This window comes from Paenibacillus sp. YSY-4.3 (assembly GCF_054767475.1).
This window is the reverse complement of the sequence record NZ_BAABMC010000001.1, coordinates 712,822-727,545: the sequence shown is the minus strand read 5'-3', so window position 1 is coordinate 727,545 and position 14,724 is coordinate 712,822. Positions and strand designations below refer to the sequence as shown.

General features: G+C 52.9%; 15 protein-coding genes. 6 read left to right on the top strand and 9 right to left on the bottom strand.

Going from position 1 to position 14,724, the window contains the following annotated elements:
- Positions 1 to 23: 23 nt before the first annotated feature.
- On the top strand, positions 24 to 671 hold the full coding sequence (locus ACYUJT_RS03340; RefSeq protein WP_460318810.1) for a nitroreductase family protein: 648 nt from the start codon (positions 24 to 26) through the stop codon (positions 669 to 671).
- 335 nt (positions 672 to 1,006) lie between these two features.
- On the opposite strand, the gene ACYUJT_RS03335 is transcribed toward ACYUJT_RS03340, so the two are convergent.
- Entirely contained in the window at positions 1,007 to 1,204 is a 198-nt protein-coding gene (locus ACYUJT_RS03335) for a cold shock domain-containing protein (protein WP_018750471.1), read from the bottom strand.
- A 213-nt stretch (positions 1,205 to 1,417) separates the two neighbouring features.
- Here ACYUJT_RS03335 and ACYUJT_RS03330 point away from each other — a divergent pair, with 213 nt between their 5' ends.
- The 5 genes from ACYUJT_RS03330 to ACYUJT_RS03310 all read left to right on the top strand — a co-directional run bounded on the left by ACYUJT_RS03330 (position 1,418) and on the right by ACYUJT_RS03310 (position 5,344).
- Positions 1,418 to 1,651: a hypothetical protein gene (locus ACYUJT_RS03330; protein WP_460318809.1), complete on the top strand. Its 234-nt coding sequence runs from the start codon at positions 1,418 to 1,420 to the stop codon at positions 1,649 to 1,651.
- 40 nt (positions 1,652 to 1,691) lie between these two features.
- Positions 1,692 to 1,862 (top strand): hypothetical protein, encoded by a 171-nt coding sequence (locus tag ACYUJT_RS03325; protein WP_460318808.1) that lies wholly within the window; start codon positions 1,692 to 1,694, stop codon positions 1,860 to 1,862.
- A gap of 265 nt (positions 1,863 to 2,127) precedes the next feature.
- Positions 2,128 to 3,918 (top strand): oligoendopeptidase F, encoded by a 1,791-nt coding sequence (pepF, locus tag ACYUJT_RS03320; RefSeq protein ID WP_460318807.1) that lies wholly within the window; start codon positions 2,128 to 2,130, stop codon positions 3,916 to 3,918.
- Between the two features lie 81 nt (positions 3,919 to 3,999).
- The gene (locus ACYUJT_RS03315) at positions 4,000 to 4,326 is read left to right on the top strand and encodes a LapA family protein (RefSeq protein WP_460318806.1); all 327 of its coding nucleotides are present in this window, start codon (positions 4,000 to 4,002) and stop codon (positions 4,324 to 4,326) included.
- Positions 4,307 to 5,344, top strand: a complete 1,038-nt coding sequence (locus ACYUJT_RS03310) for a M42 family metallopeptidase (RefSeq protein WP_460318805.1) — start codon at positions 4,307 to 4,309, stop codon at positions 5,342 to 5,344. The genes ACYUJT_RS03315 and ACYUJT_RS03310 overlap by 20 nt, the downstream gene beginning before the upstream one ends.
- 90 nt (positions 5,345 to 5,434) lie before the next feature.
- Here ACYUJT_RS03310 and ACYUJT_RS03305 read toward each other — a convergent pair whose 3' ends face one another.
- The 8 genes from ACYUJT_RS03305 to hemE form a co-directional block, all read right to left on the bottom strand.
- Positions 5,435 to 7,405, bottom strand: a complete 1,971-nt coding sequence (locus tag ACYUJT_RS03305) for an ABC-F family ATP-binding cassette domain-containing protein (RefSeq protein WP_460318804.1) — start codon at positions 7,403 to 7,405, stop codon at positions 5,435 to 5,437.
- Between the two features lie 43 nt (positions 7,406 to 7,448).
- The gene (locus ACYUJT_RS03300) at positions 7,449 to 8,264 is read right to left on the bottom strand and encodes a DUF92 domain-containing protein (RefSeq protein WP_460319753.1); all 816 of its coding nucleotides are present in this window, start codon (positions 8,262 to 8,264) and stop codon (positions 7,449 to 7,451) included.
- Between the two features lies 1 nt (position 8,265).
- Positions 8,266 to 8,910 carry a fumarylacetoacetate hydrolase family protein gene (locus tag ACYUJT_RS03295; RefSeq protein WP_460318803.1) on the bottom strand — a complete coding sequence of 215 codons (645 nt, stop codon included), beginning with the start codon at positions 8,908 to 8,910 and terminating at the stop codon, positions 8,266 to 8,268.
- A gap of 37 nt (positions 8,911 to 8,947) precedes the next feature.
- Complete coding sequence (locus ACYUJT_RS03290) at positions 8,948 to 9,673, bottom strand: glycerophosphodiester phosphodiesterase (protein WP_460318802.1); 726 nt, start codon at positions 9,671 to 9,673, stop codon at positions 8,948 to 8,950.
- Between the two features lie 26 nt (positions 9,674 to 9,699).
- Positions 9,700 to 11,040: a CapA family protein gene (locus ACYUJT_RS03285; RefSeq protein WP_460318801.1), complete on the bottom strand. Its 1,341-nt coding sequence runs from the start codon at positions 11,038 to 11,040 to the stop codon at positions 9,700 to 9,702.
- Positions 11,041 to 11,235: 195 nt separating this feature from the next.
- Positions 11,236 to 12,657, bottom strand: coding sequence for a protoporphyrinogen oxidase (gene hemG / locus ACYUJT_RS03280; RefSeq protein WP_460318799.1), 1,422 nt, complete (start codon positions 12,655 to 12,657; stop codon positions 11,236 to 11,238).
- 7 nt (positions 12,658 to 12,664) lie between these two features.
- On the bottom strand, positions 12,665 to 13,603 hold the full coding sequence (gene hemH / locus ACYUJT_RS03275; RefSeq protein ID WP_460318798.1) for a ferrochelatase: 939 nt from the start codon (positions 13,601 to 13,603) through the stop codon (positions 12,665 to 12,667).
- Positions 13,604 to 13,641: 38 nt separating this feature from the next.
- Positions 13,642 to 14,703, bottom strand: coding sequence for a uroporphyrinogen decarboxylase (gene hemE / locus ACYUJT_RS03270; RefSeq protein WP_460318797.1), 1,062 nt, complete (start codon positions 14,701 to 14,703; stop codon positions 13,642 to 13,644).
- Positions 14,704 to 14,724 lie beyond the last annotated feature (21 nt).

The following is a 14,724-nucleotide window of genomic DNA, read 5'->3' as shown; positions in this document are numbered from 1 at the left end:
AATTGAAACGAAGGTGGGATATTATGGATTTTAATCAATTCCGGGACATCGTCACTACCCGCCGAAGCATACGGGACTTCACGGAGGAGCCTGTTGCCATTTCGGATATCGAAGAAATCATCGATTGTGCCCGCTATGCGCCTAGCGATACGAACTCGCAGACCTGGGAATTCATCGCCGTGGTCAATAAGGAGAAAATCAAGCATATCGAGGACTTTACCTGGGAGAAGCTGCACGAAATTGCCGCGCGCGCCGAAGGAGAAGGTCTAGCAAGAGAGGCCAAGCTGCTCGTTAAATCCTTTGGACCGTACGCCACCGCCTTCTCGGGTGCGCCTGTGCTGATCGTCTGCCTCTCCACGCCTTATGCGTCTAAATTCAGGGAGCGGATCTTCGATCCTATTTCTTTCGTAAAACCAGAAGTTTGGACGGAGGAAGGCTTGAAGAGCAGTTGCCTTGCTACGCAGAACCTAATGCTCGCAGCTCACGCGAAGGGACTGGCAACCTGCCCGATGACGGGACCTGTTCTGCTGGCGGAGGACAAGCTTCGGGAATACCTTGATATTCCGAAGGACCGCGGAGTGAACATGGTCATTGCGCTAGGCCATCCCGCCATCTCGCCAAAAGCGACTCCCCGTAAGGAAGTCGCGGAAATTCTGCGCATTGTGGAATAAGAAATTACGACGGACTGATCAGAGATGCATCCTCTGGCCAGTCCGTTTTTAATTAAGATAAAAATGTTACACATACCTATCCTGGAAGAGGCATAATCATGCAATTACTCGACATAGCCCTCGGTATGCGGGTCGGGCTCAATAACGTCTGAAGAACTAAGCCATTCAACATGCACAGAATAGAGGCCTTGCTGCTCTAACTATTGCAACCCCAAGCTCCCTCTCCCCCATCATTCAGACAACAAAAAAACACAGCCCGTTAAGAGCTGTGTCTTTCATATTTAAGCCTTCTTGAAACCAAACTTTATAAGTGATCCGCTAATACGGAAGATATCTTATAATTTGATTACGTTAGCGGCTTGAGGACCACGGTTACCGTCGGTGATTTCGAACTCAACGGCTTGGCCTTCTTCTAGTGTTTTGAAACCGTCGCCTTGAATCGCGGAGAAATGCACGAATACGTCTTCGCCGCCTTCAACTTGAATGAAGCCATAGCCTTTTTCTGCGTTAAACCATTTAACTGTACCTTTCAAATGAACAACCTCCTAAAAATAATCGCCATCATTGACGAATATCCATATTATACTCCATGGTTTGATACATTGCAACGTATCATTTGCCCGGCTGGCAAGCTATTTTTTCAGGGAGGCGCTCCCGTTGTTTTTATTTGCTTTCGGACGGGGCGTGAGTTATCATTTTACATAAAAAATACAACTGCCAATAAACATGATCGGAGAACAACACATATGATCAAAAAACACGAAATATACAAAACAGACAAATGGAATATGATGACTGTAGAAGTTCAAGGCAAATACATCGTCCTTCGGGAAATTTCCGATCAATGGGGCGAGGAGTGCCATACGTTTCTTAGCCGGCCTGCTCTGATGAACTGGGCCGAGAACCGCTTCCCTAAAGAGGAGTACACCGGCAGGGAAGAGGAATGGAACGACATCATGAACGCCTTCAAGCAAATCTAATGCGCCTTATTACCTTTATAAAGGAGAAACTATCGAGCCCATGGACAGTTCAAACCATCTGATCTTTATCATTTCCGCATTCGCGCTTGGTGTCGTGCTGATCCTGAGCAAGAATCAAGTTCAACCCAAAATCCGGCGTTGGCTTGCCATTTTTGCCAGCCTGATGATTGCCTTTGCGTTTGGTCTTATCATTTACAGCTTTTTGGTATAGACGCCTTCATTATTGGAAGAGGACAGGAGCTAAAACGGGGAGCATCAATTTCCCTGTTCGTTCTTTTCCGGAGTAGATTCCGGGGCAGGAGGACATACTAGGACAATCTCCATAAGTGATTCTGAGGGAGGTTCCTATGAAAATAATAAGCATTCCCCTGCTCCCCCTCCTGCTGTCCTCCTCCCTGCTGATAGCGGCTATACCCGGCGACATGGCCGGCACAAACACCCGGCCGAAGGCTTATCCAATTCAAAGGAGGATACCTATGACTACATTACCGAAACGTTCCGAAGTTCAGCCAGAGAACAGCTGGCAATTAGAAGATTTGTTCACGAGCCAGAAAGATTGGGACGGTGCATATGAAGAGCTGAAGCAGTTGAAGAATAAAGCGGCGGATTTCGAAGGCAAGCTGAATACGCCCGATAACGTCAAAGCGGTATTCGCTTTAGAGGACGATCTTTCCCTGCGCATTGAACGGCTGTACGTATATGCCCATCTGAGCCATGATCAGGATACGACGAACCCTACATATCAAGCTCTTGTCCAAAAAGCGAAAAAGCTCAGCGTCGAAGTCAGCGAAGCCCTGTCTTTCGTTACGCCGGAAATTCTTGCTCTGCCTGAGCAGCAGTTGGACAGCTACATTAGCGATCCGCAGCTCGCCGACTACAAATTTACTTTGCAGGAAATCAAGCGCGAGAAAGCGCATGTTCTCAGCAAAACCGAGGAGGCCCTGCTTGCCCAGGTCGGCAATCTATCACAGGCGCCGCAGCAAATTTTCGGGATGATCAACAATGCCGACATGAAGTTCCCAAAAATCAAAGACGAGCACGGCAAGGAAGTGGAACTGACCCACGGCAGCTATATTCAATTTCTCGAAAATCCAAATCGGGAGGTTCGGGAGCGTGCCTTCAAAGCCGTATATGAAACCTACGGCAAGCAGAAGAATACGATTGCCGCTACGCTGAGCGCCAACATTAATAAGAACATGTTCTATTCCCGGGTCCGCAAATATCCTTCCGTTCTGGAAATGTCCCTGTACGGCGACAACATTCCGAAGGAAGTTTACACGAACCTGATCGATACGATCCACGAGAGCCTCCCTCTGCTTCACCGCTATTTGAAGCTGCGGAAGAAGCTGCTCGGCGTCGATGAGCTGCATATGTATGACCTGTTCGCGCCGCTTGTGGAAGAATACAAATGGGACATCTCTTATGAAGAAGCCAAAGATATGCTGATGGATGGCCTGAAGCCGCTGGGCGAGAACTATCTGAACGTGCTGCGCGATGGCTTGAACAACCGCTGGATCGACGTATACGAGAACGAAGGCAAACGTACAGGAGCCTACAGCTGGGGGGCCTACGGCACGCATCCATACGTGCTCCTGAACCACAAGAACAACCTGAACAGCATGTTTACGCTGGCGCATGAAATGGGTCACGCCCTGCATTCCTATTTCTCGGACGAGAGCCTGAAATACCGGGATGCGCAATATACGATTTTCCTGGCTGAAGTAGCCTCAACGACAAATGAAGCGCTGCTCATGGATTATTTGTTGAAAAAATCGACCGATCCGAAGCAAAAGCTCTACCTGCTCACCTACTATGCCGATCAATTCCGCACCACGGTGTTCCGCCAGACGATGTTTGCAGAATTCGAGAAGCTTATCCACGAGCGGGCGGAATCCGGCGAGTCTTTGACGCCGCAGGAACTGTCCAAGATCTACTATGATCTCAACGAGAAGTATCACGGCAAAGAGATGGCCGTCGACCAGGATATCGAAATGGAATGGGCTCGGATTCCACATTTCTACACCAGCTTCTATGTGTACAAATACGCTACCGGTTTCAGCGCGGCCACGAGCTTCTCCAAACAGATTCTGGAGGAAGGCCAGCCTGCCGTAGACCGCTATCTCGGCTTCCTCAAGAGCGGGGGCAGCGACTACTCTATCAACATCCTGAAGCAGGCCGGCGTCGACATGTCTTCACCGGAACCGATTCGCGAAGCGATGAGCGTATTCGGAGAGCTAGTCGAACAAATGGAGAACTTAACGAAATAACCGGTTCATTGAATGAATAAATCCCTTGCCCTTTTGGGGTAAGGGATTTTACACTGTATACAAGAAGGAAGGTGCGCAAACATGAAAATACAATGGTCTCTCATTCTCGCTCTCGTCTTCGCACTCATCACGGCAGTATTTGCCGTCATTAACGTGGAGCCGGTCCAAGTCAACCTGCTGTTCAATTCCGTACATATCCCGCTCATTCTGCTTATTTTGGGCTCGACCCTGCTCGGTGGAATTATTGTAGGCTCCTTCGGGATTTATCGGGGCTACCGGCTGCAGAAAGAAGTCAAAATACTCAGCGCCAAACTGGCGCAAATTCAGGAAGCTACGGGCTACGAATTCCCCGAAAACGGAAAATCTGATGTAGCAGAGGAGGCCGATCATGAACATTCAACCCAATGAAACATATATGTTGGACTTACTGACCAAGCTGCTTACTACCCCGAGTCCCAGCGGCTTCACGCATCGCATCATGAAATTGATTGAAGCCGAAGCCAAAGCACTAGGCTTTACCGTTGCGCAAAACGAAAAAGGCGGCGCCATCATCACCCTGAAAGGGAAAGATTCCTCACGGCGCATTGCCCTCAGCGCACATGTCGATACCCTAGGAGCCATGGTTCGTTCTATTAACTCCAATGGGACGTTGGCGATCACCTCCGTCGGGGGCTTTATGATGCAGAGCATTGAGAACGAATATTGCACGATCCATACGCGGAGCGGCAAGACTTATACCGGAACGATCCTGACATCCCGTCCTTCCGTTCATGTGTATAGCGATGCCCGTGATTTCAACCGTGAAGAGAAGCATATGGAGATCCGCATCGACGAGCTCGTAAGCAGCAAGGAAGACGTCGTAAAGCTGGGCATCATGGCCGGCGACTTCATATCCTTCGATCCCCGTCCGGTCATTACGCCGAGCGGCTATGTAAAATCCCGCCATCTCGACGATAAGGCGAGCGTCGCCGCCCTCTTCGGGCTGCTTGAGTCGAGCCGCCGCGAGGGCTGGCAGCCAACGCACGATGTAGTGCTGCTCATCTCCAACTACGAGGAAGTCGGTCATGGCGCTTCGTGGATACCTGGCGGCATTCATGAAATGATCGCGGTGGATATGGGAACAATCGGCGATGACCTCAGCTGCAAAGAAACGGACGTATCGATCTGTGCCAAAGACTCCACCGGTCCCTACGACTATGAAATGACGGGCAAACTAATCCAGCTCGCCGAGGAGCTGAACATCCCTTTTGCGGTCGACATTTATCCGCACTATGGCTCCGACGCGTCTGCAGCACTGCGCGGCGGCAGCAACATTCGCGCCGCATTGATCGGTCCGGGAGTGCATGCTTCGCATGCCATGGAACGGACGCATAAGCAAGCGGTCTTGAATACGGCCCGGCTGCTGGCCGCTTATGTGACAAGCTGACGGCGACGGCGCAAGAAAGTCCGCCAGACAATTAAAAAGAGCACCCTGTCAGGAGATTTCGGCTCCTGACAGGGTGCTCTTGATTTTCCCTCAACTTCGCTGCTGCTCGATCTTCTCGGCCAGCTCGTTTAAATACGTCCAGCGATCCATCAGCCGCTCAAGCTCAGCCTCCGCTTCCTGCTGCTCCTTCATCAGCTCCTGCAGCCGAGAAGCATCGCTTACAGCCTGCTCCATGGCCGAGGCGATATCAGCAAGCCGCTGCTCTGCCGCTTCAACGAGGCCATCGATCGCTTCATATTCCCGCTGCTCGTTATAGCTGAACTTCACTCGCTCGGCGCGGGATTGATCCTTTTGGCCTCCTGAACTTCCCGCAGCCCCGCCTCCGGAGTCTCCCGAAGCCCAAGCCGCCGCAGCTTTGCCCTTCACGCCATCTGAATTGGTTCCAGCATCGGCAGACTTGGCGAACTGCTGTACCCGATCAGCATAGTCGCTGTAATCGCCAACATGAAGCGCTACAACGCCCTCTCCCTCGAACGCCATAATTTTATCCACGGTACGGTCGAGGAAATAGCGGTCATGGGATACGACGAACACGGCGCCCGGGAATTCGTCCAAATAGGCTTCCAGGACGGTCAGCGTCTGGATGTCGAGATCGTTCGTAGGCTCGTCCAGCAGCAGCACATTCGGCGCGCCCATCAGGACGCGTAGCAAATACAGCCGGCGCTTCTCGCCGCCCGACAGCTTTGCTATCGGCGTCCACTGCATCGTCGGAGAGAACAGGAACCGCTCCAGCATCTGCGCCGCGGTAATCCGCGAGCCGTCGGCCGTCGAGACGACCTCGGCCTCCTCTTTGACATACTCGATGACCCTTTGCTTGTCATCCATTTCTTGATGCTCCTGCGTGAAGAAGCCCAGCTTCACTGTCTGCCCCAGTTCGACATAGCCCTGATCCGGCTCAATGCGGCCCGCGATCATGTTCAGCAGCGTCGATTTGCCGCTGCCGTTCGGGCCAACAATGCCAACACGATCGCCGGGAACGGCGGTGTAGGTCAGCTCACGAATCAGTAGGCGCTCCCCGGCCGACTTGCTTAACTCGGAAATTTCCACGATTTTTCGCCCCAGCCGTGTGGAGGCCACCGAAATATCAAGCTGATCGCTTTTATATTCGGTTTTCTCCTGCTGCAGCTTCTCGAACCGTTCAATTCTCGCCTTCTGCTTCGTCGTCCTTGCCTTTGCCCCACGGCGAATCCAGGCCAGCTCGGTGCGCAGCAGGTTCTGCCGTTTCTGCTCCGCAGACGCCTCCCGCTCCTCCCGTTCGCTCTTCAGCTCCAGGAAACGGCTGTAGTTGGCCTCATAGCGGAACAATCGCCCATGGTCCAGTTCCAACATGACATTACATACCCGATCCAGGAAATACCGGTCATGCGTAATAAGAAGCAGCGCGCCGCGCCGTCTTTGCAAATAAGACTCTAGCCAAGCCACCGAGTCATTATCGATATGGTTCGTCGGCTCATCGAGAATCAACAGCTCAGACGGTACAATTAGTGCCGAAGCCAAGGCAATCCGCTTGCGCTGTCCGCCAGACAGTTCCCCGACCTTCGCGCCGAAATCCGTAATCCCGAGCTTGGATAGCACGCTCTTCGCTTCGCTTTCCAAGCTCCAGGCCTGCAACTGGTCCATCTCCTGGCTCAGTCTCGTTACCTCGGCCTGCAGCCGTTCATCGGCCGGGTTCAGCTCAAGCCGCTCCACCGCTTCGATATATGCGGATACAGTCTGCAGCATCGGGTCGCCGCCCTGGAACACCTGCCGCAGCACCGTCGTCTCCGGATCGAAGTCTGGATTTTGAGGCAGGCAGGAGATCCTAACATCATTGTTTACCGCGATGCGGCCGGAATCCGGCGCCTCCAACCCGGCAACGATGCGCAGGAAGGTGGACTTGCCCGTTCCATTGACGCCGATTACGCCGATTTTGTCATGCTCCTCCATCCCGAAGGACGCGTCCTGAAATAGCACCTTTTCCCCGTAACTCTTTGATATTTGTTCAACCGTTAAAATATTCATTTTGTTCCCTACTTTGCATGAAATACGTAGCTTAAAGCAACCTTCAGTACAGCCAGCTTCCCAAAGCCAGAGCAAGACCGCCCGCCGCGAGCGAGCTGATCATGTTCACCATATCGTTATTCATCCAGCTCCAGCCCCGCAGAGGCACAGTATCCTCCCCGCAGTGACTGGCCGCTTCAACGCTGCGGCCGCAGACCGGACAGCGATACATGCTTTGCAGCGACGCCCCAAGATAAGAATCCAGCATCGCTCCGGCAAAGCCAGACAAGCCGCCGATGACGATGAAGCCTAATAGCGGCAAATGCACATATGACACCAGGCCGCTCCATAGTCCAAGCAGCCCGGCCGCCCCGCCAATAAATACCGCTCCCGCCAAAGCCGCAGAACTTCCCAGCAGTGATACCCCTCCCGACGTGCCCGGAGTTAGCAGCTGGCCGTTAATAATCGATCTCGGCGGCTTCCTGCTAAGACTGCCCCACTCCGTCGCCCAAGTATCCGCTGTTACCGAAGCCATCGTTCCGACAAAAAACAAGGCCCATCCTGGATTGGGCCAGAGCGCATTGCCTATGCAGGCTGCCATCCCCAGCCCCCCGTTGGCCATCACTTGTCCGGCGTCCCTTGTGCCTGATTTGGCGTAGCTTTTCTCCGCCTCCGACTTCCGGCTCGCCTTCAGCTTGGAGAATGCGCTTGACGAAATAAAGAATAAGAGCAATACCCCAAACCAGAACAAATCCCCGGCTCCGAAGTATACGGTGCCCATGATGGCCGCAGCCGCCAGGCCCGACAGGCTGAGCGACCGTTTCCAATAAGCCGCCGCTGACACAGCCAGCGCACATACCGCTCCAATGATCCAGTTCATATTATGAATTCGAGCTTGAGCCAAGCTGGACGGTGCAGCTGCCGAGTACCTGGCCGCCGTAGTCCAGCTCCAGCTTGTCCCCGTCCACAACGGGTCCAACTCCCTCAGGAGTGCCCGTGAAGATTAGGTCGCCTTCGCCAAGCCCGTAATTTTTCGCAATATAATCGACGATTTGCTGCAGTGGAAAAATCATGTTCTTAATATTGCCCCGCTGAACGACCTCGCCGTTCTTGCGCAGCACGAAGTCTTGCGCTGCCGTGTCCTCCACTCCTGGAAAAGCCATGTAAGGCGTCAGCGGCGCCGAATTCAGGAACGCTTTGGCCGCTGTCCAAGGATGCCCTTTGTCCTTCAGCTTGTTCTGAACATCGCGAAGCGTAAAGTCGATGCCGAATGCGACTACGTCGACCAGATCATCGACGGCAATCCCCGGCGTGTATTCCCGGCCGATCCGCAGTACGAGCTCAGCCTCATAATGAACTTCCCCGCGTCCCTCCGGCAGCTCAATCGTGCTGCCGTCCATCGGCACAACCGCATGCGAAGGCTTCATGAAAATCATCGGCTCGGATGGAACATCATTCCCCAGTTCCTCGATATGCAGCCTGTAATTTCGTCCAACACAATATATGTTTCTGATTAATTGTTTCATCTAAGGGAGCGCCTCCTAATAGTTCATTTCGATCAATCTAAAGCATAGCCCCTTGCCATATATCAGGCCGGTTCGTACATATGAGAATATCATCATGCAGCGCGGCAACCCGCCGCATCGTACGCGCATCGTCGATCGTCCAGGCCATAACTGTAATCCCCAGCTTTGCCGCCCGGGAAGCGAGCTCAGCGGTTAATTGGCGATGGCTGATCGAAAGAAAGGAGCAGCGCAGCAATTCCAACCGCAGCAGCAAATCCTTAGGCCTTTCTTCGACGATGAGTCCGGTGCGAATACCGTGCGCAATCTCTTTGATCTTGGCCAATATGCGCGGCTCGAAAGATGTGAGCACCACATCATGCTCCATTTGATGACGTTTGATCTCCGCGACTACCTTCTCTTCAATTTCCGGGTACATATTCCCCCGGGTCTTGATTTCGATATTGGCCCGCAGCCTTCCGCATATCGCCCTCAAGAACTCATCGAGCGTAATCAGCCGTTCCCCGCTAAACACCTTAGATTTCCAGCTTCCGGCATCCAGCCGCTTCAGTTCCTCTATCGTTTTCTCCCTTACGGGACCGCGTCCGCTAGTCGTCCTGTTCAACGTGAAATCGTGGATGAGTACCGGAATACCGTCCTTGCTTAGCTGTACATCAACTTCAACCCACTGCACAAAAGGATACTGCATAGCCATTTGCATCGCAGCCATTGTATTCTCCGGCGCCTTGCCTGAGAAGCCCCGGTGTGCTACGCATAAGTTGTTCATTCCTGAGGCCTCCCTTCAGCCATTCATCAACCATCAATTAGACTGCGTACCGCTCCGCTGGCGTCAATGGCGATATTCTTGGACAAGCTCTCCACTTTGCTGAAGACCTGTGCCCCTTCCTCGCCCTGCAGTGGAACCGGCTGGCCGATTTCCGTACGAAACGGCAGCAATTTCATGTGGCAATCGCCCTTCTTCGTGCATGTTGCTTCAAACACGGCAGTATCCCACGTGTCGGGAGCCGATGATTTCTTGGTGAAAATAAAATTTCCAGTGCTGTAGATAATCCATTTGCCTTTATAATACTCCATGCCTTGAAGTACATGAGGGTGGCCGCCGACGACCAGATCTGCCCCGGCATCGATGAAGGCGTGAGCTAGTGAGCTCTGATGCTTCTCCAGCTCCGTCGTCCGCTCCTTTCCCCAGTGGGTCACGACGATGACAAGGTCGGCATTTTGCCTAGCGCTCTGTATCGCTTTAACGGCCTCCGCCGGATCATAAGCAACGGCCAGGCCCGGCTTATTTTTGCCTGCCGCCCAGTCTGCCTGAGGAATGACGCGGCTGAACCCGCAGAGCGCAATTTTGATCCCTTTGCGTTCTAGGTATACAGGGGCATAGGCTTCCTGCTTATTTTTCCCCGCGCCGAAGTAATGGATTTTGTTGTCCTGCAGATGCTTCATCGTATCGAGCAGTCCTTCAATGCCCTGGTCCAGCGTATGGTTGTTGGCCAGGTTGACGGCGTCGACGCCCGCTTCGCGCATCGGGGACAACGCTTTGGGCGGCGCCTTGAATACGAAGGATTTATCCTCCGCAGGCGTTCCGCGGTCCGTAACCGGAGTCTCAAGGTTCAGCACGCTTAAATCGTCGCCTTCGAACAATTCACGAATATACTCATAAGGATAATGATAGCCTTCCTTCTCCAGCTTCGATGCAATGCTTCCCGAGAAAATGGTGTCTCCGGCGAAATGTAGATGCAGCATCTCCTCCTCAGGCTCCTGCTCGCCTGGCGTGTATAGTTCCCCCTCATCGGAAGGAAGCTGGCTTGAATCCGTCCCCTCGCCAGCCTTGCCGCCAGCCGGATCGACGCTTTGCGTCGGATCCGCATCATAGCCAGACTTGTTTTCATCCATCCTGGACAGGTCGTCGCGTTCGTTCGGCGGATCCGCCACGCGATCGGCAGGGTGTTGGACAGAAGCCGGATTCTGGCTGCCCTCCGTGTTCGGAGCAATTCGCTCTCCCACGTAGTAATAAGCGCCCAGAGCAATGATCGCTATGATCAGCGATACGTTGAGCGTAAGCCAGAATCGACTCTGCCTGCGCTGCTTCTCCTGTTTTCGCTTCCGGTATTTATCTGTTCTTGGTGGGTACATCGCAAACTCCTTTATTTCTCGCTCAGAGCCCGGGTGGCCTGAATGCTCATTCTTTATCTTGCCAAAAAAAATGAGGAGCAAATTCATTGCACCATTGATTTTATTATATCAGGTAACCTCAAATAAATAGAACCCCTCGCCTATTTTCAAGCGAAAGGGTTCCTTATTTCAACGGTCATTCCTGTTCAGCCATTTCTAGTGGGCAAGCCTATCCGCCATTTGTCCGGATAGCTCCTTGGCTTGGCGGATGCAATCCGGCAGGCCGACGCCTTCAAAGGCCGCACCGGTAGCGTAAACGCCGGGCAGCATCTCATCCAGCCGGTTCCTGAACTCGGCAATATGCCGCAAATGATGCACGGGATACTGCGGCATGGATTTCGGCAGGCGGGTAATTTCCGCGAACAACGGCTCCGCTGTAATGTTCATCAGCTCCCGCAAGTCTTTCCTGACCAACGCAATCAGCTCATCGTCCGGATAAGACACTTTCTCCTCATCGCCAAAGCGTCCAACATAGCAGCGAAGGAGCATCTTGTCCTCAGGACTCGTGTGCAGCCATTTCACGCCCGTCCACGTACAGGCCGTAATATTTCGTCCTTCCTTGCGGGGAACGAGGAAACCCGAACCGTCAAACGATCCACTGACGTCCTTCCGTTCGAAAGCAAGTACGACGTTCGCTACGGATACGTAGTTGATGGCGTCTAACTCGCTTACGTCAACGAGCGGCCGCAGCAGATCAGCGGCGGCAAATGCCGGCGTCGTTACAACAACGTCATCGGCTGAAATTCTTTCGCCAGAAGCGAGAACGACCTCATAGCCAGTTTGATCGCCGCTGCTCTGCTCAATCGCACTAACCGTTGCTTCCAGCCGCTGTTCCACATCGTCCAAGTCATGCACGAGGGCATGCACCAGGCTTTGCAGTCCTTGGCGGAAGGTCAGGAAGGCGCTTTTCTTCGTTCCGGTATGCGTCTCTACGGGCTTCTTGCCCGTCATCATGCCCTTGATCAGGCTGCCGTATTTACGCTCCATTTCACCGAACTGCGGAAACGTCGATTGCAAGCTGAGACGATATGTATCCCCTGCATAAATGCCCGCGAGCAGGGGCTCCGTCATATTGCTCAGCACTTCCGCTCCAAGGCGGCGTTCGATAAAGTCCCCAAGCGACTCGTCCTCCGTGCTCTGCCGCGGAGCACGTACGAGATCCGTAAGCGCCCGAAGCTTGCCGCTCCAACTGACGAGCCCGGATTTCAAAAAGGGGCCGATCTCCGTTGGAACTCCGAGCACTAGTCCCGATGGCATCGGGTGCAGCCGCCCCTGGTTGACGATATACGTCTTCTTCGCTTCGGGATTTGTCGAGACCAGCTCGTGGTCGATTTCGAGCTCTTTCGCCAGGTCGACCATCGCCGTCTTGCGGGCCAGGAACGAATCCGGCCCTTTCTCGATGACGAACCCGTCGCGATGCAAAGTTTCGATCTTGCCGCCAAGGACTTTCTCCTTTTCGACGATCGTAATTTCCGGTTTGCATCCTTTTTCTTTATAAAATTTGCGGATATAGAAGGCCGCGCTAAGTCCGGTCAAGCCCCCGCCAACAATGACTACCTTGCGGGACGAATCGCCCATATGCTACTCATTCCTTTGTCCAAGTGTTAAGGATGACCTCACTTAATGTCTCCATGTATAACGGATCAGTATTTAAAGAATCAATCCGCTCCAGCCGGATATCGAGCTCCTTGGCGATTGCCTTCGCTTCGATATCCAGGTCGTACAGCACTTCCAGGTGATCGGATACGAAACCGACCGGAGCTACGAGTACATCCTCGACCTGTTCCTGGCTAAGGGTGCGGAGCGTATCGAGAATATCCGGCCCGAGCCAAGGCACCGCGGTACGACCCGCGCTTTGCCAAGTAAACTGCCAAGAGCCTGCTCCTGCCTGCTCCGCAACGGCTGCGGAGGTCTCCATAAGTTGATCCTGGTAAGGATCGCCCATGGCGAGGATTTTCTCCGGCAAGCTGTGCGCGCTGAACAAAACTTTGACCTTGCTGCGCTCGGCTCCCGCCTCCTCGAACAAATCCAGCTTGGCGGATACGCGTTCGGCAAAGGCCTGAATCAGCTTCGGATGAAGATGATAGCTCTCGATGAACTTCATTTTCACGCCGCATTCCTCGGCTTTGGCTTGGGCACGCTTGATATAGCCGCCAACGCTCATCACGGAATAATGGGGAGCTAGGACGATGCCGATCGCTTCCGTAATTCCATCTTCAGCCATTTTGGCTACCCCGTCCTCGATAAATGGGCGCGCATGCTTCAACCCCTGATAGCATACGAATTGTTGATCCTTGTTCGGATTAAGCCGATCCAGCGTCTCCTGAAGTCCTGCCACCTGGCTGTCCGTGTTGGCCCGAAGAGGAAACACACCTCCAACGATCGCTTCGTAACGGTCTTTTAGCTCCTTCAGTTGTTCTTCCGTAGGCGGATTACCCCGGCGTATATGCGTATAATAGGCCTCTACCTGGTCCAAGCTCTCCGGTGTTCCGTAAGACATTACCAATACACCAATTTTGCTCATGACTCTCTTCACCTCTGTCTTTGTCTTCTAAATATAATTTATACCGTTTGCTGTTTCTGTCGGGCGATAGCTTCAGCGGAGTACTCATGAACGTACTCTGTCAGTTCGCGGAGCTTGTCCAGGGATGCTTCTGGGAACAGTCCATGCCCCAAATTGAAAATGAATCCCGGCGACTCGACGCCCTGATCGATGATTTCCCGGGCATATTCTTTAATAACTTCCATTGGCGCGGTTAATACTAAAGGATCTAAATTGCCTTGGATAGCATATTTACCGCCCGTCCGAAGGCGGCCTTCGCGGATCGGAACGCGCCAGTCCACGCCGATCACGTCAGTCTCAAGACCCGTCAATGTCGGCAGCAGTTCTCCCGAACTCACGCCAGGAAAATAAATTTTCGGTACATCTAAATCCCGCAGTTCGGCAAAAATACGCTTAATCGTCGGCAAAACATAGATTTCAAAATCCTTGGCCGACAATGCGCCTACCCAACTGTCGAACACTTGGAAAGCCTTGCCTCCGTTCTTGATATGGGCGCGCAAATAGGTGATCACCATATCGCCGAGCTTCTCCATCAGGCTATGCCACAGCTGCGGTTCACCATACATCAGGCTTTTCGTACGGATGTAGTTCTTGGATGGACGGCCTTCGATCAAATAGCTGGCGAGCGTAAACGGCGCTCCGGCAAACGTAATGAGCGGAACGTCCAGCTCCTTGTCCAGGATCGAAATCGTCTTCAGAATATGGGACAAATCTTTCTCGACGTCAATCGGCTTCAGCCGGTCAATATCGGCTTTCGTCCGAATCGGATTATGGATAACTGGACCGACATCCTTGACGATATCAAAATCAATTCCGATAGAAGCAACCGGATTCATAATATCTGAATATAAAATGGCGGCGTCCACGCCTAGCTTTTTGACGGGCATAAGCGTTACTTCAGCAGCTAGCTCAGGCTGAAGGCAAATTTCAAGCAAGCTGTACTTTTCCTTGATCTTGCGATACTCCGGATCGTATCTCCCCGCCTGTCTCATATACCAAACAGGAGCACGATCAACTTCCTGCCTAAGACAGGCACGAATAAACCGGTCATTGTAACTCATGTAAGCAAGCCCCCAATATTT